The sequence below is a fragment of the Denitrovibrio acetiphilus DSM 12809 genome (genome assembly GCF_000025725.1).
Classification (GTDB): domain Bacteria; phylum Chrysiogenota; class Deferribacteres; order Deferribacterales; family Geovibrionaceae; genus Denitrovibrio; species Denitrovibrio acetiphilus.
Map to the genome: position 1 here is coordinate 1,903,304 of NC_013943.1, position 23,354 is coordinate 1,926,657.

Annotated in this window: 23 protein-coding genes and 1 rRNA gene; 16 read left to right on the top strand and 8 right to left on the bottom strand. The window is 42.5% G+C overall.

Going from position 1 to position 23,354, the window contains the following annotated elements:
- Positions 1 to 3 precede the first annotated feature (3 nt).
- Genes DACET_RS09080 through DACET_RS09110 form a run of 7 tightly spaced genes read left to right on the top strand, consistent with a single transcriptional unit; the run spans position 4 to position 7,141 of the window.
- Complete coding sequence (locus tag DACET_RS09080) at positions 4 to 690, top strand: cell division ATP-binding protein FtsE (protein ID WP_013011082.1); 687 nt, start codon at positions 4 to 6, stop codon at positions 688 to 690.
- Entirely contained in the window at positions 683 to 1,570 is an 888-nt protein-coding gene (locus DACET_RS09085) for a cell division protein FtsX (protein WP_013011083.1), read from the top strand. The genes DACET_RS09080 and DACET_RS09085 overlap by 8 nt, the downstream gene beginning before the upstream one ends.
- Positions 1,560 to 2,720 (top strand): murein hydrolase activator EnvC family protein, encoded by a 1,161-nt coding sequence (locus DACET_RS09090; protein WP_013011084.1) that lies wholly within the window; start codon positions 1,560 to 1,562, stop codon positions 2,718 to 2,720. Before DACET_RS09085 ends, DACET_RS09090 begins: the two co-directional genes overlap by 11 nt.
- A 16-nt stretch (positions 2,721 to 2,736) precedes the next feature.
- Complete coding sequence (locus DACET_RS09095; RefSeq protein WP_013011085.1) at positions 2,737 to 3,978, top strand: S41 family peptidase; 1,242 nt, start codon at positions 2,737 to 2,739, stop codon at positions 3,976 to 3,978.
- The gene (locus DACET_RS09100; RefSeq protein WP_013011086.1) at positions 3,968 to 5,167 is read left to right on the top strand and encodes a divergent polysaccharide deacetylase family protein; all 1,200 of its coding nucleotides are present in this window, start codon (positions 3,968 to 3,970) and stop codon (positions 5,165 to 5,167) included. The genes DACET_RS09095 and DACET_RS09100 overlap by 11 nt, the downstream gene beginning before the upstream one ends.
- Positions 5,164 to 6,147 carry a tRNA (adenosine(37)-N6)-threonylcarbamoyltransferase complex transferase subunit TsaD gene (gene tsaD / locus DACET_RS09105; protein ID WP_013011087.1) on the top strand — a complete coding sequence of 328 codons (984 nt, stop codon included), beginning with the start codon at positions 5,164 to 5,166 and terminating at the stop codon, positions 6,145 to 6,147. Before DACET_RS09100 ends, tsaD begins: the two co-directional genes overlap by 4 nt.
- Entirely contained in the window at positions 6,107 to 7,141 is a 1,035-nt protein-coding gene (locus DACET_RS09110; protein ID WP_083772392.1) for a tRNA dihydrouridine synthase, read from the top strand. The genes tsaD and DACET_RS09110 overlap by 41 nt, the downstream gene beginning before the upstream one ends.
- Here DACET_RS09110 and DACET_RS09115 read toward each other — a convergent pair.
- The 5 genes from DACET_RS09115 to DACET_RS09135 form a co-directional block, all read right to left on the bottom strand.
- A complete protein-coding gene (locus DACET_RS09115; protein WP_013011089.1) occupies positions 7,099 to 8,451 on the bottom strand; it encodes a dihydrolipoyl dehydrogenase family protein in 1,353 nt (450 codons plus the stop codon). The genes DACET_RS09110 and DACET_RS09115 overlap by 43 nt on opposite strands.
- Before the next feature lie 62 nt (positions 8,452 to 8,513).
- Positions 8,514 to 9,677, bottom strand: a complete 1,164-nt coding sequence (locus DACET_RS09120; RefSeq protein WP_013011090.1) for an ATP-grasp domain-containing protein — start codon at positions 9,675 to 9,677, stop codon at positions 8,514 to 8,516.
- A gap of 1 nt (position 9,678) precedes the next feature.
- Complete coding sequence (locus tag DACET_RS09125) at positions 9,679 to 11,799, bottom strand: Tex-like N-terminal domain-containing protein (RefSeq protein WP_013011091.1); 2,121 nt, start codon at positions 11,797 to 11,799, stop codon at positions 9,679 to 9,681.
- A 316-nt stretch (positions 11,800 to 12,115) separates the two neighbouring features.
- Positions 12,116 to 12,622 (bottom strand): MarR family winged helix-turn-helix transcriptional regulator, encoded by a 507-nt coding sequence (locus DACET_RS09130; RefSeq protein WP_013011092.1) that lies wholly within the window; start codon positions 12,620 to 12,622, stop codon positions 12,116 to 12,118.
- Between the two features lie 83 nt (positions 12,623 to 12,705).
- Positions 12,706 to 13,623, bottom strand: coding sequence for a GGDEF domain-containing protein (locus DACET_RS09135; RefSeq protein WP_013011093.1), 918 nt, complete (start codon positions 13,621 to 13,623; stop codon positions 12,706 to 12,708).
- 105 nt (positions 13,624 to 13,728) lie between these two features.
- Between DACET_RS09135 and DACET_RS09140 the strand changes: the two genes are divergently transcribed.
- The 3 genes from DACET_RS09140 to DACET_RS09150 all read left to right on the top strand — a co-directional run bounded on the left by DACET_RS09140 (position 13,729) and on the right by DACET_RS09150 (position 16,553).
- Positions 13,729 to 15,063, top strand: a complete 1,335-nt coding sequence (locus DACET_RS09140) for a S41 family peptidase (protein WP_041229957.1) — start codon at positions 13,729 to 13,731, stop codon at positions 15,061 to 15,063.
- A 76-nt stretch (positions 15,064 to 15,139) separates the two neighbouring features.
- On the top strand, positions 15,140 to 15,709 hold the full coding sequence (locus DACET_RS09145) for a TetR/AcrR family transcriptional regulator (protein WP_013011095.1): 570 nt from the start codon (positions 15,140 to 15,142) through the stop codon (positions 15,707 to 15,709).
- The gene (locus DACET_RS09150; protein ID WP_013011096.1) at positions 15,696 to 16,553 is read left to right on the top strand and encodes a 4Fe-4S ferredoxin; all 858 of its coding nucleotides are present in this window, start codon (positions 15,696 to 15,698) and stop codon (positions 16,551 to 16,553) included. The genes DACET_RS09145 and DACET_RS09150 overlap by 14 nt, the downstream gene beginning before the upstream one ends.
- On the opposite strand, the gene DACET_RS09155 is transcribed toward DACET_RS09150, so the two are convergent.
- On the bottom strand, positions 16,544 to 16,831 hold the full coding sequence (locus DACET_RS09155) for a hypothetical protein (protein WP_013011097.1): 288 nt from the start codon (positions 16,829 to 16,831) through the stop codon (positions 16,544 to 16,546). The genes DACET_RS09150 and DACET_RS09155 overlap by 10 nt on opposite strands.
- 219 nt (positions 16,832 to 17,050) lie before the next feature.
- Between DACET_RS09155 and DACET_RS09160 the strand changes: the two genes are divergently transcribed.
- The 4 genes from DACET_RS09160 to DACET_RS09175 are packed head-to-tail and all read left to right on the top strand — an operon-like array spanning position 17,051 to position 20,509.
- Positions 17,051 to 18,601: an acyl-CoA carboxylase subunit beta gene (locus DACET_RS09160; RefSeq protein WP_013011098.1), complete on the top strand. Its 1,551-nt coding sequence runs from the start codon at positions 17,051 to 17,053 to the stop codon at positions 18,599 to 18,601.
- Between the two features lie 9 nt (positions 18,602 to 18,610).
- The gene (locus DACET_RS09165) at positions 18,611 to 18,964 is read left to right on the top strand and encodes an OadG family protein (RefSeq protein WP_013011099.1); all 354 of its coding nucleotides are present in this window, start codon (positions 18,611 to 18,613) and stop codon (positions 18,962 to 18,964) included.
- 11 nt (positions 18,965 to 18,975) lie between these two features.
- The gene (locus DACET_RS09170; protein WP_013011100.1) at positions 18,976 to 19,380 is read left to right on the top strand and encodes a biotin/lipoyl-containing protein; all 405 of its coding nucleotides are present in this window, start codon (positions 18,976 to 18,978) and stop codon (positions 19,378 to 19,380) included.
- A gap of 4 nt (positions 19,381 to 19,384) precedes the next feature.
- Entirely contained in the window at positions 19,385 to 20,509 is a 1,125-nt protein-coding gene (locus tag DACET_RS09175; protein WP_013011101.1) for a sodium ion-translocating decarboxylase subunit beta, read from the top strand.
- Here the strand turns inward: DACET_RS09175 and DACET_RS09180 are convergent.
- Entirely contained in the window at positions 20,502 to 21,113 is a 612-nt protein-coding gene (locus DACET_RS09180; protein WP_013011102.1) for a TetR/AcrR family transcriptional regulator, read from the bottom strand. The two genes, DACET_RS09175 and DACET_RS09180, sit on opposite strands and share 8 nt — an antisense overlap.
- A 124-nt stretch (positions 21,114 to 21,237) precedes the next feature.
- Here DACET_RS09180 and DACET_RS09185 point away from each other — a divergent pair, with 124 nt between their 5' ends.
- Both DACET_RS09185 and DACET_RS09190 read left to right on the top strand, forming a co-directional pair.
- Positions 21,238 to 22,224: an aldo/keto reductase gene (locus DACET_RS09185; RefSeq protein ID WP_013011103.1), complete on the top strand. Its 987-nt coding sequence runs from the start codon at positions 21,238 to 21,240 to the stop codon at positions 22,222 to 22,224.
- Between the two features lie 13 nt (positions 22,225 to 22,237).
- Positions 22,238 to 22,879: a flavodoxin family protein gene (locus DACET_RS09190; protein ID WP_013011104.1), complete on the top strand. Its 642-nt coding sequence runs from the start codon at positions 22,238 to 22,240 to the stop codon at positions 22,877 to 22,879.
- Positions 22,880 to 23,220: 341 nt separating this feature from the next.
- Here DACET_RS09190 and rrf read toward each other — a convergent pair.
- A 5S ribosomal RNA gene (rrf, locus tag DACET_RS09195) occupies positions 23,221 to 23,338 on the bottom strand.
- Positions 23,339 to 23,354 lie beyond the last annotated feature (16 nt).

Sequence of the window (23,354 nt, forward strand, 5' to 3'; positions counted from 1 at the left end):
TATATGGTTGAACTGCATAAAGTTGATGTTGTTTACGACGACGGAAATCAAGGGCTGAAATCCATCGACCTGCACATTGAACGCGGTGAGCTTATTTATATAACAGGCAACAGCGGTGCGGGTAAAACAAGTCTACTCAGGCTTCTCTATGGCGACCTTATACCTGCCAGAGGGGTAATAAAGCTCGACAATAAGAACATCGGGCACCTTAGAAGCAAAAGCATTGCTTATCTCCGCAGGGACATAGGGGTGGTCTTTCAGGACTTCAAACTCCTTGAAGACATGACAGTCTACGAAAACCTTATGCTGCCGCTGGAAATCTTTTACCTCAGCCCTCAGGTTATTCAGGACAGGATATTTACGCTGCTGAAACAGCTCGATCTTTTCACACACAGAGACTTTGCAGTAAAAAAGCTATCCGGCGGAGAAAAACAGAGGGTGGCACTGGCACGAGCCATCATTAACGAACCCATTCTCCTGCTGGCTGACGAACCGACAGGCAATCTTGACTCACGAAATGCAGATAAAGTTATGGATATGCTCCTTCACAAAACAGCAAAAGGAACAACAACACTTATTGCTACACACGACCAGAGAATCTTAAAGGAATACCCTGGCAGAATAATATATCTGGAACACGGCAAAATCTCTTATGACAGCGCAGGCGGGAGAAGATTTACCCATGGATAGACTCAAATACACTCTGACCAAAGGATTTTATCTTTTTTTTCTAAACCTGCGTAAAAACTTTGTCTCAATATTAACCGTTGCGACCCTTCTGTTTTTTTATCTGGCTGTTTTTTCTGTTAATTTCTCTGCATCAAAAGCCATAGACAAATTAACCGATATCAAAACAATCAGAGTCTTTCTGGAAGAAGGTGTCAGCTACAAAGACATATTAAAAGAACTTTCAGAACTTCAAATGCCTGCCAGTTTTAGATATTTCACCAAACATGCAGCAAAGACCAGAGTGCTGAACCTTGTTCCCGGTGCAAAAAATATCGAAAAATTACCTGTCGAGCTTTTTCCGGAGTTTATCGAAATGAAATTTGCCGATTATGCTTCTGATGAACAGCTCGTAATGGAAACAGCAATCCAGATCGAGCAGATAGGTGGTGTCCGAACTGTCGAATACGGAAAAAGCGTCGGGGAAAAACTGGGGAAGATAAAGCGTACCTCAATGCTTTTTATTATCTTTATATCAGTCATTACAGGCATATCCTCCGCGGTGATAATATTTAACACAATCAGTCTGAGTCTTTATAAACAACAGCGAAAACTTTCTATCTATAAACTTGTTGGTGCAACAGGGATGTTTATTGCAGCTCCATATTTATTTGCTGCATTGCTTGAATCAACTCTGGCTTTCCTTATAGCCGGTGCAGGGAATTATCTTTTTGTTTCCGGTGTAACCAACTATCTCTTAAAAAATTCGTATTTTATGCTTTTTACTCCTCCTGCATGGTTATTTGCAGTTTTCTATTTTTTATTGATTATAACTACAGTATTTTCTGCTTTCTACTGCGTTTTTTCATTCCTTATGAGGTTAAAAAGTGTAAATGAAGTTTAATATACTAATCTTATCAGTTTTTATAGCTTTAAATCTTTTTGCAGGAACAATTTCTGACGAAATTGTGAGATCTGACAACTATCTCAGACAAGTCCAGAAAATGATCAAAGAAGAGCAGCAAGCGATAAAAGAACTGAGAGATGAGAAAAAAAAGAAAGCAAAACAGTTAAAAAAAGCTGAAATAGAACTTCAGTATCAGAAATCTATAAGTAAGAAACTTGAATCTAAACTCAGAAATGCAGAAAAAGACTTGAGTTTTATAAACTTTCAGAGGACTAAACTGTCAAACAGACAGGAAGAACTTAAAGACTCCATACGTGCTGCCAATTTTTACCTTTCCGGCGCAGGGGAAACTGATCTTTTGGAAGCTATTATTTTGTCAGATGAAATAGCAGAAGTTGCAGCGGGAATGCAGATTATATCACGTGTTAATGAGCGCCTCTTTGAAATGGCTAAAGAACTTGAACAAAATCAGAAAAAACTAGATGAAACAGAAGTTAAACTAAGGCATAAGCAGAAAGAAATCTCTATGACACTTCAGGACAAGAACGCTTCACTAAAGGAATATCAGTCTAAGAAAATACTTGTAAATCAACTCTATAGAATTGCAGCTGAAGATGAAAAAATCAAAAATGAATACGTCTCAATGCTTAGGGATCAGCAAAATGAGCTGGAACAAAAGATTAAGGAGATGGAGCTTACGCAGATCAAGCAGGGAGAAGAGCGAAAATTCGATGGGCTCGATAAGAATTTCAAACACATGCGTAAAAAACTGCAGTGGCCGATTAAAGGGGAAATTACTGAAACCTTCGGGACCAAAAAAATTCAGGGTTTCAGAGGCGTCATACATAAGAAAGGTGTTAAGATTAAACCAGACGAGTCTCACGTTTCAAGTGTCTATGACGGTGTAGTGATGCACACAGACACTGCATGGGGGCTCGGGTGGTTTGTTATCGTGGAACATGCAAGCGGCTATTACACACTGTATGCAAACCTGAACAGCATTACTGTAAAACAGAATCAGAAAGTCCATACAGGTGAGATTCTGGGCACAATAGATATTGACCATGAGGCAAATACACCTTATCTTTATTTTGAAATTCGTATACACGACAAAGCTGTTGATCCTCAGAAATGGCTGACGTCATAAAATACAGGAGCAGAAAATGAAATCGCGACTCAAGCTTATTCCCGTTCTGCTGGGGCTTCTGACCATTGCACTCATCATAACCAGTGCCATGCTCGTAAAGACCCAGAATGTCTATGCGGCAAAAGATGAAAAATACAGGAACCTCGACACTTTTACTCAGGTTATGCATCTCATAGAAAATAACTACGTAGAAGAAGTAGATAATAAAATTCTCGTTTATGGAGCCATCAAAGGGATGCTTGGCGAACTCGACCCGCATTCTAACTTTCTCGACCCTGACACATTAAAAGAGTTCCGTGAGGAAACACAGGGCGAATTCGGCGGGCTGGGCATAACCATAGGACTGAAGGACAAAATACTGACAGTTGTTGCCCCCCTGGAAGACACTCCTGCGTTCCGCAAAGGGATACAGGCAGGTGACCAGATAGTTAAAATCGAAGGTGAAAGCACAATGGGCATGACTCTGCACGATGCAGTGAAAATGCTGAGGGGTAAAGCCGATACTGATGTCACAATCACTATCCACAGAGAATCTATAGATAAACCTTTTGATGTTACCATCACAAGGGCGGTTATAAAAGTCAGCTCTGTCAAAAGTAATATGATAGATGGCGATATCGGTTATATACGACTTATACAATTCAATAATAATGTTTCTGATGCTATTTCTGACGCCGTGAAAGAGCTGGACGGAAAAGGGGCAAAAAGCTTCATCATAGACGTAAGGAATAACCCGGGCGGTCTTCTCACAGAGGCTATCAGTGTTTCAAGTATATTCCTGCCGGCAAATAAAATTGTTGTCTATACCAAAGATAGACAGCAGACAAGACAGGATTTCAAGTCAAAAGTGTTTTCGACAAAAGAGCTTGAAAAGCCTATCATCCTGCTTGTTAACGGTGGAAGCGCCTCCGCATCAGAAATACTTACAGGGGCACTACAGGATTACGAAAGAGCTACAATCATGGGCGAAAAAACATACGGAAAAGCTTCCGTCCAAAGTGTAATGCCTTTGCTTGACGGTTCAGCTATCAAGCTCACAACAGCTAAATACTTCACTCCGAAAGGACGCTCGATCCACGAGATAGGAATAGAGCCGGATATTACTGTTGAGTTTAAAGAGCTTACACCTGAACAAATTGAGGAAATTGAAGAACCGGAAAGTTTTAACATGAAAGTTGCTCTGTTTGATCTCGACAAAGACAATCAGCTCAAAGCAGCGGTAGATAAAATGAAGGAAATACTAAAGGATGAACAATAGAAAAAACGGAAGTGGTAAAAGGGTAAGAACCCCCATTACCACTTCCGGTTCTAATAACAATAATAACGGAAATAAAAACAGAAAAGAGACAAAAGTCACAACCTTAATGATGGCAGGAGGACTCGCCGTTCTTGCCGTAATGCTTTTCGCTGTGGCGTTTCTGTTCATGGCAAGAGGCAGCTCAGGCAATGTTGATCCGGCACAGGGGGCACCGGAAACTGTTCGGAAACAAATTACAAACGAACAGGTACTAGATGCGGTCTATGTCTCCCTCTTCACATACGGACTCGATAAAAGCAGTATCAAAGAGCAAACAGAAGTTGAATCTGATGGTAAAACAGAAATAAAGATGACTATTGACCCGCAGGATATAGAAGAGACTGAATTAAAACAGACATTAACCGAAAAGCTTAACGAACTGGGGCTGGAGGTCACAGGCGACGAAGTTGTATCAGTTGAGAACAGTACAATAAAACTTGATCTGCAATTCAGTAAACCGAAAGCTGTACTCAAACCAAAACCAAACAGTATAGCATTTGTTATTGACGACTGCGGGTATAGTGAAGAGCTTGCTGAAAAGCTGGCAGCCTTCCCTTATCCAATGACTATGGCGATCATCCCCCACACAGAATATGCCAAAAAAACTGCGGAGATAGCATACAAAGCCGGTAAAGTAGTTTTTCTACATCAGCCTATGCAGCCTTTATCATACCCTAAAACTGACCCTGGTAAGGGGGCTGTCCTGCTTAACATGCCTGAAAAGATTATCCAGACATCACTGAACAGTAATGTTGCGAGCCTTGGCGGCAAAATCGACGGATTTAACAACCACATGGGTTCAGCTATCACACAGGACAGAGAGAAGATGAAGCAGGTCTTCAAAGTTATGAAAAAGTATACAGACACGTTCCTTGACAGCTACACTTCAAGAGATACAGTCGCTTTTGATCAATGTAAAGCGGAAGGCATGAAGTGCGCAATAAACCGTAAATTCATAGACAACGAATCAGACTACAGCTATATTCGTTCTAAAATTATAGAAGGTGCAGAGATCGCAAGAACTGATGGTAGTGTCATAATGATCGGTCACCTGCGTGAAAGCACTGTTCATGCTTTGGAGAAAATTCTGCCGGAGCTTGAGAAAGCAGGCTATAATATTGTCCCTGTAACGGAGCTTACACAAAAGTGATTATATTAGGTATAGAATCTTCCTGCGACGAAACTTCTCTTGCAGTCTATGATTCAGTAAACAGGTCTGTTAAAGCAACATTTACAAGCTCACAGGCGGAACTGCACAGTAAGTTCGGCGGTGTTGTGCCTGAGGTTGCATCACGGAACCACATACTCAAAATCGAAAGCCTTTTTGAACAGTGCATGACAGAAGCCGGCATCACTCCCCAAGACATAGATGCCATCGGCGTCACTAACGCCCCCGGGCTGATAGGAGCCCTCTTTGTGGGAGTATCCTTTGCAAAAGCTCTCGGGTACGCACTGAAGATACCTGTGATCCCCGTAAATCACCTGTCTGCTCATATCCTTGCCTCTGAGCTCACGAACCAAGAGCTGAAGGCTCCTTACCTTGCACTCATAATATCCGGCGGACACACGCATATTTATGATGTTGACGAAGCTTATAATTTCGAGCTCCTTGCACGCACCATAGATGACGCAGCGGGAGAATCCTTTGACAAAGTCGCAAAAATGCTTGGGCTAGGCTATCCCGGTGGACCTGCAATAGAAAAACTTGCAGAGAGCGGTGATGAAAATAAAGTTACTCTGCCTATCGCCATCAAAAAGAAACCGGACTTCTCTTTCAGCGGGCTGAAAACAGCAGTTCTGAACAAGATAAACGATAAATCAGAATCAGATGCAGACATAGCCGCATCATTTCAGAAGACAGTGGCAGAAACTCTGACACTCAAAACCCTGCGGATGGCTGAATCACTGGGGCGCAATAAGATCGTTGTTGCCGGAGGCGTCGCCTGTAACGGATATATCAGACGGGCTTTTATGGAAAAACAAGGCTATGAAGTATTCTTTCCGTCCCCCAGACTATGCACAGACAACGGCGACATGATAGCTTACGCAGCATCTAAGTTTTTCGGACAGAGAAAATTTGCATCATTGGATGAAACAGCACATGACAGAATGCAGCAAATCAACAAATAGAATTCTCCGGATACTAAACAAAAATAAACTGATCGCAGCTCCACTGGCGGGTGTTACAACACCTCCGTTCCGTAAATTACTGCGTAAATATTTTGACGGACTCATATACACAGAAATGGTGAGCGTTGAGGGTGTCCGACGTAAAGCTGACAGAACTCTCAGCTATCTGAGCATAACAGAGTCCGACCAACCTATAGGAGTGCAGCTTTTCGGAAGCAAACCGGAAGCATACACCGAAGCAATAGAAGTTGTTCAGGATTATATAAAAGCAGAGTTTGTTGATATAAACATGGGGTGCCCTGTAAAAAAGGTTCTTAAATCAGGCAGTGGGTGCGCCATGATGAAAGACCCGGTTAATTCCGGAAAGATAGTTGCCGCAGCCAAAAAAGCTCTGGGAGATGTCCCACTGACAGTCAAAATACGCCTTGGGTGGGACAAGAAGAACCTGAACTACAACGAAATGATCAAAATAGCCTATGAAGAAGGCGCAGAGGCAGTCACTGTTCACGGCAGAACAAAAACAGAAATGTTCTCAGGCGTAGTCAACTATGACCTTATCGCTGATGCTAAAGCAAACGCAAAACTGCCGATAATAGGGAACGGCGACGTTGTGGATGTTGCAACATATGAGAAAATGCTTGCTACAGGCGTTGACGGAGTAATGATCGGGCGCGGGATGATGAAACAGCCGTGGCTTTTTGAAAGTATATTGAACGGTAGAGACCCTTCCGGTTATATGACATACGACAAGCTGTATGAGCTCATTAAAGAACTGGTGAGAAACGAGAAGATATATAAGGGCGAAATGTTCTTTCTCGAAACAGTCAAAAAATATATTGTCTGGTTTCTGAAAGGTATGCCCGGAGCAGCAGCGCTCCGCAATAAGCTTTATATGTGCCCCACAGAAACCGAAATGTTCGTCATGCTCGATGAGTATTTCGGCAGACTGGGTCAGTCCACCATGTGCAGTATATCTGACGACGCTGTAGGATAAGCATACAAGATCTTCTTAAGATCAGATATTTTCAGATCCTGCTTAATAGCGATAACGAACAAATTGATAATGTCCTCTGCGTGCTGACCAATTATATGCGCTCCCAGTATCCTCCCTGTCCCCTTTTCTATCAGAACTTTATAAGCTGAAAAGTGTTCTATGGTGCGGAAAGAGGTGAACCAGTGGTCTGTTCGTTCGAACTTGACTTCAAAATCCAGCCCGGCATCTGCCGCCTGCTTTTCTGTGTACCCCACAGCAGAAATCCCCGGAACATTAAACATTACAGTCCCTGTATTCAGATAATCAGGTTCTTTGGAATTACCGTTAACCATATTATGAGCCGCAATATAACCTTCCATAAATGCAATCGGTGAAAGGAGATACCCTTCGGTGTCTGTGCAGTCCCCTCCCGCATATATCGCAGGATTGGTGGTCTGCATAAAGCTGTTCACAACGACACCGCCCCTTGAGAGCTCAACTCCGGCTTTACCGGCGTCAAGTCCGTCAACGTTCGCAACACGCCCGGCACCATGTATAACCAGATCGACATCACGGACAACAGGCCCGTCAGGTGTGTCAACAATGACTCTATAGCTGCCGTCCAGCTTTTCAATACTGCTCACACGACCGTTTGTAAGGATGTTTATCCCCTTCTGGCGCAGAGATTCCACCATAACATCGACAATATCCGCCTCAAAGCTGGGCACAAGCCTGTCATCGACCTGCACAATGGTCGTTTCCGCACCAAATGCATTTGCGATATTTGCAAACTCAACAGAAATATATCCGCCGCCGATGAAAAGCAAACGCTTAGGCAGTTCGTCCAGATTAAGAAAACATTCATTGTCGCAAACATTCTCAAAGCCGTTAAATGGCAGTACCAGAGGCTTTGAGCCTGTCCCTATAAAAGCCATATCAAAGGTGAACTCTTCGCCGGATATCTTCAGAGATTTCTCACCTGTAAAAGTTGCAAAACCGGAGATATAGTCTATCCCTTTTTTATCATATTTATATTTAAGTTTTTCGGAGTGATTGCCTGTAAACTCACGCTTATGTGCCATCATAGCTTTCCACGAAAGTCTGATGTCGCACTCGACCACCCCTTTTGAAGCCATACGCCTGTGGAAATCCGCAAACTCTGCAGCAGTGATCATAACTTTTTTAGGGTCGCATCCTGAAATGGCGCATGTACCGCCAAACTGTTTATAATCGCAGATCAGAACTTTTTTGCCTGCTGCTGCAAGTTTAAAAGCTGCGGTGTTTCCCGCTCCGCCTGTTCCGATACAAATAACATCATAATGCTTTGACATAATGTCCCCCTCTCTATTACATTATCACACAGGGAGTTTTCTTCAAGTCAATGAACAACTTTCTATTCGTAAATGATAAATTCGTTCAAATCCGAATTAAGAATATTCTTCAGCTCCGGTGAATCCTCGCTCTCTACCTGAACAAATATGAATGCAAAAACACCATATCTCATAAAGTCTGTTTTCCGAATGTCCAGAACATTTGAAAATGTGCTGCAAAGCTTATCATAATCAAACCCTTTCAACAGAAGGTCATCGATATGAGAACCTTTCTCTATTACGCACATGGAGTAAACACTGTCACCGCACCGCTGCTCTATATCGTCCCAATCCGGTTTTATGTTTTTCATAAAACATTCATAAGTATTCAAACCATAGCCGAAAACAGAAATGTCTGTACAGCACCACCCGGCAAAGCGCATCGGGTTCATCTCTATAGGGATCATATCCCCGTCAGTGTCTATCCGTATCTCCAGATGAAACGGAAAATCCTTCACAACTGTAAGTCTGGAAAGGGATTTAAGAAAACGCATCACCTTATCCTGAACCTCTCTCACTATAGGCACAGAGGTAACATACACCCTGTCAGAAACATCATCCTTGCCTGCAAAATAATGCTTAAGCACGTTCAGAATAACAGGTTCGCCGTAGGAATCGTAATATCCATCAATAGCATACTCAACACCGTCTATAACTTCCTCTATGATGAACCCGGACGAATCAAGCACATCTTCAGGGTAGTAGTCCTTTATCTTTACAGTCTCTTCAAGAAGCTTTTCACGAACAGCTTTCCAGCTATCAGCATCCTCTACATAATGCACACCAAGACTGAAAAAACCAACTGAAGGCTTTATTATAAAAGGGAATTTAAGATCCTTCAGCTTAAGCTGTTCGATCTCTTCAAGCAGAACTTCTTTGTAGTAAAAATCAGGGTACATACCGGACAGTATATCCCTGAATTTCCCTTTATTTTTAAAAGTGTCAATGCGTTCAATCAGGTCAGAAAACATAAGATTATCGTTAATCCACTTTATAGCGTTCTCTGAGTTGGTATAAATGAGCGGCTTTGTTTTAAACCTGTCGATGAACCTCTCTTCAGAGAGGAGAGTCAGTTTCTCATATTCGGGCAGAGTTTTTACAAAGTCATTAAGCAGGACAGGATACCTGTTTCTTTTCAGAGTATCAAGAAGTATGCCCGAGGCAAATGGTTCGTCTAATATAAACATGTTACACCTTCATACTGAGAGAAAGTCTTCCCCTCTCTCTGTCCACGCTGAGGACTTTTGTTTTAACCGTCTGTCCGACTTTAACAACCTCTGAAGGGTCGCTGACAAATCTGTCGGCAAGCTGGGATATATGCACAAGCCCGTCGTTTTTCAAACCGACATCTACAAACGCTCCGAAGTCCACAACATTACTAACCTTACCAGTGAGGACATCCCCCTCTTTCAGGCTCTCTATGGACAGTATCCCCTGTTTAAACACAACCGGATCAACATTGTCCCGTATATCCCGGTCAGGTTTTTCAAGGTTATCTATAATATCTTTTATGGTAAATTCACCGATTCCCAGCTTTTCAGCAAGAGACTTAACATTTTTATCTTTTACAGCCAGCTTTACAAGTTCGCATTTGTCACTGGACAGATTCACAGCCTCCAGAAATGCGTATACAGCGTCGTAACTCTCAGGGTGAATAAACATACTATCAAGCTTCTCCCCTCCGCCATACACCTTAAGAAATCCGGCAGACTGCCTAAATGTTAGCTCCCCAACACCGTCAACTTTCATAAGCTCTTTCCTGCTTTTGAATCTCCCTATGGATTGTCTGTGCTTCACTATCTTTTCCGCAAGGGAGTCACTCAGCCCTGAAACATACGACAAGAGGGACGGGCTTGCAGTGTTAAGATCCACTCCAACATTGTTAACCACATCCTCCACAACATCCGTAAGAGACTTTTCCAGCTTTTTGCCCGTAACATCATGCTGATACATACCCACGCCTATTGACTTAGGGTCTATCTTAACAAGCTCCGCAAGAGGATCAAGAACACGTCTGGCTATTGATATCGCACCTCTGATAGAGACATCCAGCTCCGGAAACTCTCTCTTCGCCACAGCGCCGGCAGAATAAACACTAGCCCCCGCCTCACTCACAATAGTGTACTGTATATCAAGCTCGTCCTCAGATATAACTGACGCAACAAATTCTTCTGTCTCTCTGCTCGCTGTTCCGTTCCCGATGGCGATAGCGTTGACGCTGTTTTTCCTGATACTCTCCAGCATAATGCTCCGGCTTTTCTGATAGTCTGCCTGCGGTTTGGTAGGATACATAACACCGTAGTCAAGCAGGTCACCGGTCGTGTCCACAACAGCAAACTTGCATCCGGTTCTGAAAGCAGGGTCTATCCCCATGATAACCCTGTTGCGTACTGTGGGCGTGAGGAGCAGGTTTTTAAGATTTTCTGCGAAAACAGATATCGCCTTGATCTCCCCCTTCTCTTTCAGCTCCCCTCTAAACTCAAGCTCCAGCGAGAGCTCAAGCATCTTTTTAAACGCCTGACGCATACTCTTTTTTGTTATCTCGTTATCTTCCATGCCTTTCCCTGCGCATATCTTAGCTATGGCATTAAGGCACATATCTTCATCAATTTCGATTTTCAGTTTAAGAATTTTCTCACGTTCGCCACGAAACATGGCAAGCACTCGGTGAGGAGGGACATCTCTCATCTTCTGGCGGAAATCGTAATAATCCTCATACGGATTGCGCTCTTTTGAGTCTGTCTTCTGTATGGAGGATATCTCTCCGTTCAGCTCGTAAAGCTCACGCAGACGTGCCTTTATCTCCGGGTCATGCCCGATCTCTTCGGTAACAATATCAGATGCCATTGAAACAGCAGTGTCAGCGTCCGGCACGGCATCACAGACAAATTTCTCTGCTTCAGCAGAAAGACCGCCGAGGTCTGCATTTGCCCTGATGTATACCGCCAGAGGCTCCAGCCCGGCTTCTCTTGCTAGATCAGCTTTTGTTTTCTTTTTAGATTTATAAGGGGCGTAAAGGTCTTCAACCTCTTTCATAGTTTCAGCTTTCATTATGGACTTCTTAAGCTCATCCGTCAGCTTGCCACGTTCGTCTATGGCTTCGATAACTTCCTGTTTGCGCTTTTCAAGATTCTCCAGGTATTCGTATCTCTCTATAATATTCCTGATGTCTTCTGCATCCATATTTCCTGTCATCTCTTTTCTGTATCTTGCAATGAAAGGTACGGTGTTACCGCTCAGATGAAGGTCTATTACATTATTGATATGATTTCTCTGAAATGAAAATTCAGTAAACAGCTTCTCTTGCATTAAGTCACCTGCATTAAAATATTACTAAGCAGAGATATTTTAACCTATTTTACAGATGGGACAAGCACTTTTAGCAAAACAGACATGACTCCCGCTGTTAACGGAGAGCAGCTTTCCGCACACCCACTAAGGAGTTGATAACAAATTGATCGAAACAACACACAGCACTTAATGGTTTCAGCTATGTGATATATCCCTGTATGTGTTACTTCATCTCTCACGATGATGTAATCACTGTCATTGCCAACCATTTGTAGTGAAGCAATCTAAAATCAAAAGAACTGTTTTAATCCAGAGGAAGTACTAGCAGTAAGCTTTATTGATAAATATTTTTGACATTATCGCTTATATCAGAAAGTACAGCAGTAAAATTCTTAAGAATCTTCTTTTCTGTTGTGCCCGTAAAGCGTGAAATGAAGGAATAATACTCCGGCGTAAGCGCTTCAAGAAAGTCAGCCCCCGTATCAGTTATAAGGATCTTCTTCATGCGCCCATCGGTTTTTGACTGGCTGCTGGCAACATACCCTGCTGATTCCAGCCCTTTAATAAGCCCAGAAGCTGTCGCCCTTGAAACTCCCATATGATCAGCAATCTCAAAAGGAAAAAGCCCGGCATCCCCCGCATCTCCCAACACCATAAGAGCCAGAAACCGCCCATGCGACAAGCCCTTAGACGCAAAAAATTTATCAATAGAGATAAGTGCATCACTCGCTGTGCGTAAAAACTGAAGGCTGAAAACTGCCCGGGTGGGGTCGATATCTTTTGACTCTTTTGCTAGTTTCTTTAAAAGCTTCTTCTCGGGCAGCTGTTTCAGTAAAAACATAATAATAACCCCTTGTTTTTGAGAGACTAGCATACTAATCAGCAAAACTTGTCAGAAAGAAGTCAAATTAATAAAGAGGCGGCTTATTTCTTCCAGTTTTCGTAATTCAACCTCTTTACGCAATTACCGCCGTTATGTTTTGCCTGATAAAGTGCAATCTCTGATCTGTTTATCACATTGTCATAGCTTGAATCGTCTTCAGACACTTCACTACACCCGAAACTTGCTGTGATAGTAAACTGTTCCCCCCCCAGCTCGAATACATTATTCTCCAGCGCTGTCCTCACCCTTTCAGCAAGATGGAAGGCTCCGTTTGAAGGAGTGTCCGGCAGCAGTATCAGGAAATCTTCATCACCGGTGTTCGCAAACAGATCTGTACTCCGGAGAGCACTCTTGATCAGACTCACAAAGTTTGTCATCATACCGTCTGTAAGTTCCATTCCATAGGTGTCGCTGAGTTTTTCTCCATGATCCAGATTGAGCATGATAACAGAATATATATTACTGCCACGCTGAAAACGCTGGTAAAAGCTGTTCAGCTCCTTAAAGAAGAATCGTCTGTTAAATATGCCCGTAACCGGGTCTTCAACAGCAGTCTCCTGATATTTGGATTCCAAGTTTCTATACTCTGTAAAGTCGTAAGCTATCCATGCAACAAAACTATCACTTCCGTCATTATGAAACGGAATAATTTTGGCTTTTTTATGTAATACACCGGAAGGCATTAACTTTTCAGAATCAACACTGAGAAGACCGGCAACCTGATATTCAAAAACGATTACTTCGGATTTAACAAGTGCTTCATTTATTCTGGACAAGAAGAGATTTGCAGTCCCTGACGAGACTATGTCCTTTATATTTTTACCTATCAGTCCTTTAAAGGATTCGCTCTCCAGCCCGGCAGACAGAATATCAAGATACTCCCCCTCCTGCGAAAAAATGACTATAGTTTCATCTAGTGCGCCCAATATGAGGCGAGCTTGTTCAAGATTAATATTCATGATCTTACCTTTTCAAAAATAATCAGATTACATAGTGTAAATCATTAAAGTGTATTTATCAATTTGATGTTTTCAAATGTAAATAACTGGGTGTATTATCTCTTTATGAAACAATTTACGTTAATTATTCTTATATCCCTTTATGTCGCAGCTTGCGGCGGAGGAAGCTCATCAGGCTCTGCCACCACAAGCGAAAACCATACCGTAGGCGCACCGGGCAAACTTACATATGAACCAGAATCCTGTTCAGAAACGGATCAGATCAAATTTGTAAACGATGTCATGCATGATATATACCTTTGGAGCCGGGAGATCAAACAGCCTGACTACACAAAATACAACAGCCAAAATCAACTTCTGGCAGATTTAAGGTATGGGCTGGACGACTGGAGCTACATAGTTTCCAAAGAAATAAGTGATGCGCACTATGCCGGAGACAATGTGGGGCTGGGACTAAACCTGCAATACGATCTTGAACATAATAATGCTGTGATAACTTATATTTACAAAGACTCACCTGCCGATATCGCCGGACTACGCAGAGGGTACAAAATCACTTCCGTAAACGGCTATACTATTCAGGATATGACGGACAATAATAGTTTTGATGCTGCTTTCGGACCCAACCAGCAGGGGTATTCAGTAAACTTAGAATATCTCGACAATACAGGTACAGCAGGAATTGTCAACGTTACAAAAGACAGCTATTACGCAAACGCCGTAAATGCATATAATATTTTCACAAATACAACAAATGGCAAGAAAATAGGATATATATCTTATCTGAGCTTTACAGCGAACTACATCTCAGACCTCTCAGAAGCTTTAACAGCTTTCAAGACAGAAAATATAAGCGAGCTCATAATAGACCTGAGATACAACAGCGGAGGATTGATAAACGGAGCAAAATACATTGCAGATAACATTTCAGGCGGATCGTGGACAGGCAATATATTTATAACGTTTCTACACAATTCAAAATACTCATCATGGAACCAAACCGCTCTCTTCTCATCACCCCTTGCCCATGTTGACATAGACAAGGTTATATTCCTGACAACATCCGCAACGGCATCTGCCAGCGAACTTCTAATAAACGGACTCAAACCTTACATAGATACACACCTTGTGGGAAGCACAACCCACGGCAAACCTGTAGGCATGTACTCTTTTGAGTATTGCGGCAATGTCATAGCACCGATATCTTTCCAACTGCTTAACTCCAGAGCAGAAGGAGGCTATTTTAACGGTCTGGAACCGGACTGCACAGCAGTTGACGACACAGAACATCAGCTTGGAGATGCAGAGGAAAGTATGATTGCAGCCGCTATAAATTACCTCGAAACCGGAACATGCGCCGGCAGTAAATCAACGTCATTACAAAGCTCGCTCATAGCAGAAAAACGAGAGGGCATCCACCGTATCTTTAATATCAGATAACCTTTTCTTCTTACATTATTGCAAACTACTTCAATTCTGAACTTGACATACAGACAGGTCTGTCTATTATTGTTATATGAAAAATATGTCAGTAAGAGAACGGATACTAAAAACAACAGACAGATTGTTTTATGAGCAGGGGTACAGAGCAACAGGTATTAATCAGATTATCAAAGAATCAGAGGTTGCCAAAGCCAGTTTTTACCATTATTTCCCATCTAAAGAAATGCTTTGTCTGGCATATCTGACAGAGCGAAGTGAAGTATCCCACGAAAGACAGAAAAAATTCATAGCCGAAGGCGGTAATACACCGAAAGAGAGAATATGCGGGCTTCTGGAAAATATACGCCATATGGCACAGGCAAATCATTTCAACGGATGCCCTTTTTTAAATATAGCATCAGAAATCAACGAAAAAGACAATAGGATAAGACATGCTGTAAAAGCCCACAAATCTAAGCTGATAAACCTCATTAAAAATGAGCTCAAAGACTGCGAAAACTCTGAAGAACTCGCTGAAACCGTTTACGTTATATATGAAGGAGCAAACATATCAGTTAAGAACTACCAAAGCTTATGGCCTGTTGACAGGGCGGAAAAAGCCATCAGAAAAATCCTTGCCGGAGCTTTTGATGAACGAAAATGATTTAAGAAAACTGACAGAAGACAAAATATTATATTTAGTTGAAACATCAGCAGAAAATACTCTGAAAGGATTTAGTGAAAAAGCGTGGGACACCCCTCTGACAGCCTTCTCATCCGGTGCAGACCCTCTTTATAATTCATATAAAACTATCGTAGGAGAAAAATTCTGGACACCAGTTGAAATAATGCAGAAAACCTTTCCCCATGACACCTTTAATGAAGATCACCTTACAGTTATAAGCTGGATTCTTCCACAGACAGAAGCAACCCTTAGCGACCAGCGGCAAGAAACCGAGCTTCCCTCTTCCAGATGGGTTCACTCAAGACACTATGGAGAATTCTTTAACGAGTTTCTCAGAAGAGAAATAAGAGACATGTATTTATCGATGGGAATAAAAGCTTGTGCTCCGGCACTCTCCCCCGATTTTGCATATCAGGAATCAGAGACAACAGGTAAGTATTCCAACTGGTCAGAGAGACACGTTGCCTATGCGGCAGGGCTGGGAACATTCAGCTTGTCAGATGGGTTCATCACAGAGAAAGGCATGGCGGCAAGAATAGGTTCTGTTGTTATAGACACCTATATAACCCCCGACAAAAGGGAATATACTAACCATCTCGGAAACTGTCTGTATTACGCAAAAGGAACATGCGGAGCATGTATAAAACGATGTCCGGCAGGAGCAATCACCAGAGAAGGACATGACAAACAGAAATGTTTTGACTATATCAGAGGGGTAACCGGACCACACGCCCAGAAGCTTCTTGGCACTTTCCAGACCCCTTGTGGTCTGTGTCAGGTTAGGGTGCCCTGCGAAAAACACAACCCTATGGCTCAGAGATAAGACTCATCTTCGTTGCCTTTCTTATCTTTGTCATAGCCGTCTTTAAATCCTTCGTGAAAATCTTTAGCGCTCTCTTTTGTCCCCTCCAGAAGCTCTTTCACATACTCAGATGCTTTTTTATACCCTTTTTTAGTGGAACGAACAATTTGTTCTCCGACCTTGCGGGTCTCTTTAACTGCCTTACCAAAAGCCTCTCCGGCTTTTTCGGATGTCTCTCCGGCAAACGCAAAAGAACTCAAAAAAGCATATATCAGAAAGATTAACGTTATTTTCTTCATTCCTCACTCCATAAAGATATTATACACTGACGAATACAAACAATACCATACACATATAAAAAACAACAAATCATTATCAACATACGTAAAACTTACAAGTCCCATTTCAAAACACAGTATTATGTTCATGTTTTCATCTATTCATGTTGAAGCTGCGTAAAGCGGTGTTATCCTTAATATAAGTTATTTATTAATACCCCACAATGCAGGAAAAGATATATGAACAACAAAAAACAGATCAGCACCCTTCACAAGAAACGCTCCGAAGCATACCTCGGCGGAGGAAAAGAGAAAATTGTAAAGCATCATAAGACCGGTAAACTCACAGCAAGAGAGCGGCTGGCTCTTCTCTTTGACCCTGATACGTTTCAGGAACAAGGACTTTTTATGCGGCACAGATGCACAAACTTCGGCATGACCGACAAAGAGTTCCCGGGGGAAGGCGTCGTAACTGGAATGGGGAGTGTTGACGGCAGGCTCACCTATGCGGCAAGTCAGGACTTTACAGTTGCGGGCGGTTCCGTTGGTGAAATGACAGCAAAGAAAATTGCTAACGTAATGGATCAGGCTTTAAAAACCGGCGATCCTTTTGTATTTATCAACGACTCCGGCGGTGCCCGCATTCAGGAGGGGGTGGACGCCCTCTCCGGCTACGGAAACATATTTTATCGTAATGTGCTTCTATCAGGCGTTGTTCCTCAGATAAGCATCATTGCAGGTCCCTGTGCAGGCGGTGCGGCATATTCCCCGGCACTCACAGATTTTATTATTCAGGTGGAGCACGAAGGGCAGATGTTCATCACCGGACCTTCTGTAATCAAACAGGTCACAGGAGAGGATGTATCATCCGAAGAGCTGGGCGGTGTTGAAAGCCACTCACACTATTCAGGAGTCGTTCACTTTACCGCTAAAAACGGAAAGGAAGCTATGCTTCTGTGTAAAAGGCTCTTATCCTTCCTCCCCAGTAATAACACAGAGGAACCACCTTCCCTCCCCCCTGTGTCTCAGATGATGGGGCCGGAAGAACATCTACGGAACCTCTTACCCGAAGACCCGAAAGAGCCCTACGACATATTAGACGTAATACGGAACATAGTGGACAAAGCAGATTTTCTTGAGATTCAGGAACATTTTGCACCAAATATCGTAATCGGGTTCGCCAGAATGTCCGGACACACAATAGGTGTGGTAGCAAACCAGCCCAGCGTCAAAGCAGGTGTTCTCGACATAGATTCATCCGACAAAGCAGCGAGATTCATCCGCTTTTGTAACGCTTTTAATATTCCAATAGTCACATTTGTTGACGTTCCAGGCTTTATGCCAGGGGTAGATCAGGAATACGGCGGTATCATACGGCACGGTGCAAAGATGCTTTTCGCATATGGCGCAACCACAGTCCCAAAGGTGACCGTTATACTTCGTAAAGCTTACGGTGGAGCTTACCTTGCCATGTGTTCAAAAGAGATGGGTGCAGACATGGTCTATGCATGGCCGTCAGCTGAGATCGCGGTGATGGGCGCAGAAGGAGCCACTAGCATCCTTTACAGCAAAGAGATCAAAGAAGCATTCGACCCGAAAGAACTTCAGGAAGAAAAGACTAAAGAATATAAAATAGCATTCACAACCCCTTATGCCGCAGCAGGCAGAGGATATGTTGACGATGTTATAGATCCGGCAGAAACCAAGATGGCTATAGTCACAGCACTGGAAGCCCTCAGAACGAAACGCGAAATGCGTCCTCAGAAAAAACACGGTCTTATACCGCTTTAAGGAAGACAGATGGAAACAGAAATGATATATGCTCTGAAGCTTAGTGTAGCGGGAATGCTCATAGTTTTCACATCTCTGATACTTATCTCATTTGCTATCAGCCTGATGCGTACTATTGACGAAAAACTGATACGAGCCAAGGAACTCCGCAATGAGCCCGAACCAAAACAAAAACAGACCCTTGACAACATAACTTTACTGCTGATCTCTGCTGCTGCGGCTGCCGCTGTCCGTCAAAAGAATTTCCGGATAAGGTCAGTCCGCAGAATAGTTACCAGAGATGCCAAAATCGCAGGCTGGACAATGGAAGGACGAAGTGTCCTGCATGGTTCACACGTATTAAATATTAAAACAGAAAAATAACGGAGATATACATGAAGCTTAAAATAACTGTTCACGGAATAGCCTACGAGGTTGATGTTGAAGTGCTTGATGACGAACAGGAGGGGTACCCTTCTGCACTCCCATATGTGCCTTCCATGCCGGATACGCAAACTTCTTCATCCATCCCCTCGCCTCTGCCCAGACCAAATCAGAAAAAACAGCCCAAAACTGCGGCTGATGCCAGCGGGTCTGTTACCAGCCCCATAGCCGGTATCGTACTTGAAATAAAATGTACTGCGGGGGGCGTGGTTAAAGAGGGAGACATTGTCATGATACTGGAAGCTATGAAAATGAAAACATCCATAGCAGCTCCGGCAGACGGGAAAGTAAAAACAATACCTGTTGCAAAAGGCGATAACATCAGAGAAGGTCAGACCCTTATAGAGTACGAGTAAATTTATGGAAATAATATTACAGTTCCTCAGAAACGGAGCTTTCGGCAACTTCACCTTAGGCAATCTGCTGATGCTTGTTGTTGGATGCATATTCCTCTATCTGGCTATTAAAAAGGATTACGAACCGCTTCTTCTTGTCCCCATCGGGTTTGGTGTGCTTGTGGGAAATATCCCGTATTCTGCCGGTATGAATATCGGTGTTTATGAGGTGGGAAGTGTGTTTTCCATCCTGTATCAGGGCGTTAGTCAGGGGTTTTACCCTCCCCTTATATTTATGGGCATCGGGGCTATGACAGATTTTTCTTGTATGCTCTCTAACCCAAGACTGATTATCCTCGGTGCAGCAGCGCAATTCGGTATCTTCATAACATTTTTAGGCTCTCTTTATCTGGGATTCAGTATAGAGCATGCTGCTGCAATCGGTATCATAGGCGGCGCTGACGGACCGACAGCAATCTTCCTTTCCAGTAAACTTGCTCCGGATTATCTTGGTGCCATCGCTATTGCTGCTTACTCATACATGGCGCTGGTTCCTGTTATACAGCCGCCGATAATCAAGCTCTTAACAACCAAAAAAGAACGCCTCATCCGTATGAAGCCTTCAAAACCAGTTAGTAAACGTCTGCGGATCATGTTTCCTATTGTTGCTTTCCTGCTTACAACGATGATAGCACCAGGAGCAATAACTCTGCTCGGTATGCTATTTTTTGGTAACCTGCTGAAAGAGTGTGGTGTAACAGAAAGACTGGCAAACACAGCAAGGGCTGCCCTCATTGATATCGTTACGATTCTGCTGGGCTTTACAGTGGGACTTAGCACAGATGCCACAAGGTTTCTGACACCTGACTCCATAAAAATCTTTGCTCTGGGAGCAGGCTCATTCTGTGTTGCAACAGCGTCCGGAATCCTTGTCGCAAAATTAATGAATATCCTTAGCAAAAACCCTATAAATCCTATAATAGGTGCCGCAGGCGTTTCAGCTGTTCCCGACTCAGCCAGAGTTTGTCAGGTTGTGGGGGCAAAAGAAGACCCGAACAACTTTCTCATTATGCATGCCATGGCGCCTAATGTTGCCGGAGTCATCGGGAGTGCAATAGCCGCAGGAGTTTTTCTGTCGGTTTTTAATTAGAGTATGTGGTGAATATTATGTCGATGGCAGAGTTGACGACAAGCTCGTCACGCTCTGCTGTCGGCTGTTTAAATAGCCCGAGCAAAACAGGCCAGAAGAGAGACTCCTTAACCATTCCGACATACTGCTGAGCTGTAAGCATTGGGTCTTGGATACATAAAATACCTGCATCATTAACAGACATGAAAAACTCATTTACTGTTGAAAGAACTGTCCTGATGCCATGCTCTGAATACATCTTTTTAAGTTCCGGGAAACGTTCAGATTCTCCCATCATCAAACGAAGAAGGTTTGAGAATTTTTCTGAACGCATAATATCAAGAAAATTCAGAGTATAGGCTTTCAATACTTCTCTGACATCGTCACTGTTCTCAATATCCAAGGATGGCTGTTCTATACTTGTCCATGTGAGTCTGACCATCTCAGCAAAAAGCAATTCTTTTGATGGAAAATGATTATACACCGTTCTTTTAGAGACACAGGCACACTTTGCTATCTCATCCATAGAAACATCTCCATAGCCTTTACTTAAGAAAAGCTCCGAAGCCGATTCCAGTATTGCTTCTTTCTTTTTTTCTGAAAACTTACAGCATCTTTCCTTCATTTATCCTGCCTTTTAAAAGTAAGTATATGGAATATTGACCAAAAAATCGACATAATAAATTTACTTGACTTCAAAAGAAAGCATAAGTAAACTACACAGTGTAGTTTATAAAAAGGAGACACAAATGAACATAAGAGAGATGGGTAAACAAGGGCTTAAGTCTAGTAGAATCGGGCTAGGCTGTATGGGAATGAGTGACTTTTATGGTGAACGTAATGATGTCGAATCTATAAAAGTCATCCATGAAGCTCTCGAAAAAGGTATCACGCTCCTTGACACTGCAGATATGTATGGTATCGGCGACAATGAAGAGCTTGTAGGTAAAGCTATTAAAGCCAAAAGGAACAAAGTTGTTCTCGCCACCAAATTTGCTATAGTTCGTCAAAAAGGTGAAACAGCCAGAAACATTAACTGTAGCCCGGAATATGTTAAGCAAGCGTGTGAGGCGAGCCTGAAAAGGCTCAACACTGACAATATAGACCTTTATTACATGCACAGAAAGGACCCGAAAGTTGAGATAGAAGAAACTGTCGGTGCAATGGCAGAACTTGTGAAAGAAGGTAAAGTAAGATATTTAGGTCTTTCAGAAGTTAACGCACAAACTCTCAGACGCGCTCATGCTGTTCACCCTATAACCGCCCTTCAGACTGAGTACTCTCTATGGACAAGAGATGTTGAAGGTGAGATACTTGACACATGCAGAGAACTGGGGATAGCACTTGTGGCATACAGTCCGCTGGGTAGAGGTTTTCTGACGGGCGCGCTAACTTCTAAAGATGATCTCGCAGGTGGAGACTACAGACATTTCAACCCGCGCTTCGCAGAAGAAAATTTTCAAACAAACATGGCAATGGTTGAAGAGATGAGGATATACGCAAAAAATCTTGGCCATATACCAGCGCAAATAGCTATTGCATGGGTCCTCGCTAAAGGCGATGACATATTCCCTATTCCTGGCACAAAAAGGCTTAAATATCTGAATGACAACATAAAAGCAGCAGATATTAAACTGACAAAAGAACAGGTTGAAAAACTGGAGAATATAATTGATACTAAAAAAGTTAAAGGGCTTCGTTACCCTGCGGAATTCATGAATACTGTTGACTTATAAGCAGGAGAAATCAATGAAAGTTATCGGACTGAACGGAAGTCCCCGGAAAAAGTTTAACACTGCTACGGTGCTGAGACATGCTCTTGAAGGCGCAGAATCCAAAGGTGCAAAAACGGAAATAATTAATCTTTATGACTATAAATTTCAGGGATGCATAAGCTGCTTCGCCTGTAAGCTGAAAGATAATATAACAGGAGGCATATGTGCTGTTAAAGACGATGTAACCAGCATATTGGTTAAAATGGCAGAAGCAGACGCAGTTATATTCGGATCCCCAGTGTATTTTGCTGATGTGACTTCAAGTACAAGAGCTATACTGGAACGTTTTATGTATGCACCTTTTGTCTACTGCAAAGATTATTCATCTGTTTATGAAGGAAAGATGAAAACAGCTTGTATATATACTATGAACGTAAAATCTAAAGATATGGAAAACAGAGGCTATGTCCGTACATTTGAAACAACCAGATCATATCTAGAGAGGATATACGGGCACTCAGAATATATAACAGTAAACGACACAACACAGTTTGCAGACTACAGTAAATATATAGCTGAAGCATTTGACCCGGTGGCAAAAGCAAAAGCACGTAAAGAAGTTTTTCCACAGGATTGTGAAAAAGCATTCAAACTGGGAGCATCATTAGTCGATTAATCAGGCAGGATTCAATAATAGCCTGTACAATTAGTTTTTTTACTCCTTTATGTGATTTTATATCATATCAGTCAGACTATTACCTGATTCCAGAAAAATAAGCCCGCTCATAACAATCAATCAATACATAAAACAATGGGAAAACAGAATAACTCTCCACATTTTAAACCTGTTTAACCTGACATTTTGTATCTATGTTCATTTACAATATTAGATTTAGTATAAACGTTGGTGTGTATTGCCTGAGTATGAGGGACGCAGCGATAATGGCATGTTACGGGTTATATAGATGAGTATTTGAGAATAGAAACAGTTAGATTTGAGTTTAGACATAAAAAAATCCCTGGCGGCGACCTACTCTCCCACATGTTTGATTCATGAAGTACCATCGGCGCTGGTAAGCTTAACTTCCGTGTTCGAAATGGGAACGGGTGGAACCTTACCGCTAAAACCACCAGGGAATCCTGTATACATA

Coding starts and splice junctions, on each gene's coding strand:
- DACET_RS09080 (WP_013011082.1), top strand. CDS start 4: ATGGTTGAACTGCATAAAGTTGATGTTGTTTACGACGACGGAAATCAA.
- DACET_RS09085 (WP_013011083.1), top strand. CDS start 683: ATGGATAGACTCAAATACACTCTGACCAAAGGATTTTATCTTTTTTTT.
- DACET_RS09090 (WP_013011084.1), top strand. CDS start 1,560: ATGAAGTTTAATATACTAATCTTATCAGTTTTTATAGCTTTAAATCTT.
- DACET_RS09095 (WP_013011085.1), top strand. CDS start 2,737: ATGAAATCGCGACTCAAGCTTATTCCCGTTCTGCTGGGGCTTCTGACC.
- DACET_RS09100 (WP_013011086.1), top strand. CDS start 3,968: ATGAACAATAGAAAAAACGGAAGTGGTAAAAGGGTAAGAACCCCCATT.
- DACET_RS09110 (WP_083772392.1), top strand. CDS start 6,107: ATGAAACAGCACATGACAGAATGCAGCAAATCAACAAATAGAATTCTC.
- DACET_RS09115 (WP_013011089.1), bottom strand. CDS start 8,451: ATGTCAAAGCATTATGATGTTATTTGTATCGGAACAGGCGGAGCGGGA.
- DACET_RS09120 (WP_013011090.1), bottom strand. CDS start 9,677: ATGTTTATATTAGACGAACCATTTGCCTCGGGCATACTTCTTGATACT.
- DACET_RS09125 (WP_013011091.1), bottom strand. CDS start 11,799: ATGCAAGAGAAGCTGTTTACTGAATTTTCATTTCAGAGAAATCATATC.
- DACET_RS09130 (WP_013011092.1), bottom strand. CDS start 12,622: ATGTTTTTACTGAAACAGCTGCCCGAGAAGAAGCTTTTAAAGAAACTA.
- DACET_RS09135 (WP_013011093.1), bottom strand. CDS start 13,623: ATGAATATTAATCTTGAACAAGCTCGCCTCATATTGGGCGCACTAGAT.
- DACET_RS09140 (WP_041229957.1), top strand. CDS start 13,729: ATGAAACAATTTACGTTAATTATTCTTATATCCCTTTATGTCGCAGCT.
- DACET_RS09145 (WP_013011095.1), top strand. CDS start 15,140: ATGAAAAATATGTCAGTAAGAGAACGGATACTAAAAACAACAGACAGA.
- DACET_RS09150 (WP_013011096.1), top strand. CDS start 15,696: ATGAACGAAAATGATTTAAGAAAACTGACAGAAGACAAAATATTATAT.
- DACET_RS09155 (WP_013011097.1), bottom strand. CDS start 16,831: ATGAAGAAAATAACGTTAATCTTTCTGATATATGCTTTTTTGAGTTCT.
- DACET_RS09160 (WP_013011098.1), top strand. CDS start 17,051: ATGAACAACAAAAAACAGATCAGCACCCTTCACAAGAAACGCTCCGAA.
- DACET_RS09165 (WP_013011099.1), top strand. CDS start 18,611: ATGGAAACAGAAATGATATATGCTCTGAAGCTTAGTGTAGCGGGAATG.
- DACET_RS09170 (WP_013011100.1), top strand. CDS start 18,976: ATGAAGCTTAAAATAACTGTTCACGGAATAGCCTACGAGGTTGATGTT.
- DACET_RS09175 (WP_013011101.1), top strand. CDS start 19,385: ATGGAAATAATATTACAGTTCCTCAGAAACGGAGCTTTCGGCAACTTC.
- DACET_RS09180 (WP_013011102.1), bottom strand. CDS start 21,113: ATGAAGGAAAGATGCTGTAAGTTTTCAGAAAAAAAGAAAGAAGCAATA.
- DACET_RS09185 (WP_013011103.1), top strand. CDS start 21,238: ATGAACATAAGAGAGATGGGTAAACAAGGGCTTAAGTCTAGTAGAATC.
- DACET_RS09190 (WP_013011104.1), top strand. CDS start 22,238: ATGAAAGTTATCGGACTGAACGGAAGTCCCCGGAAAAAGTTTAACACT.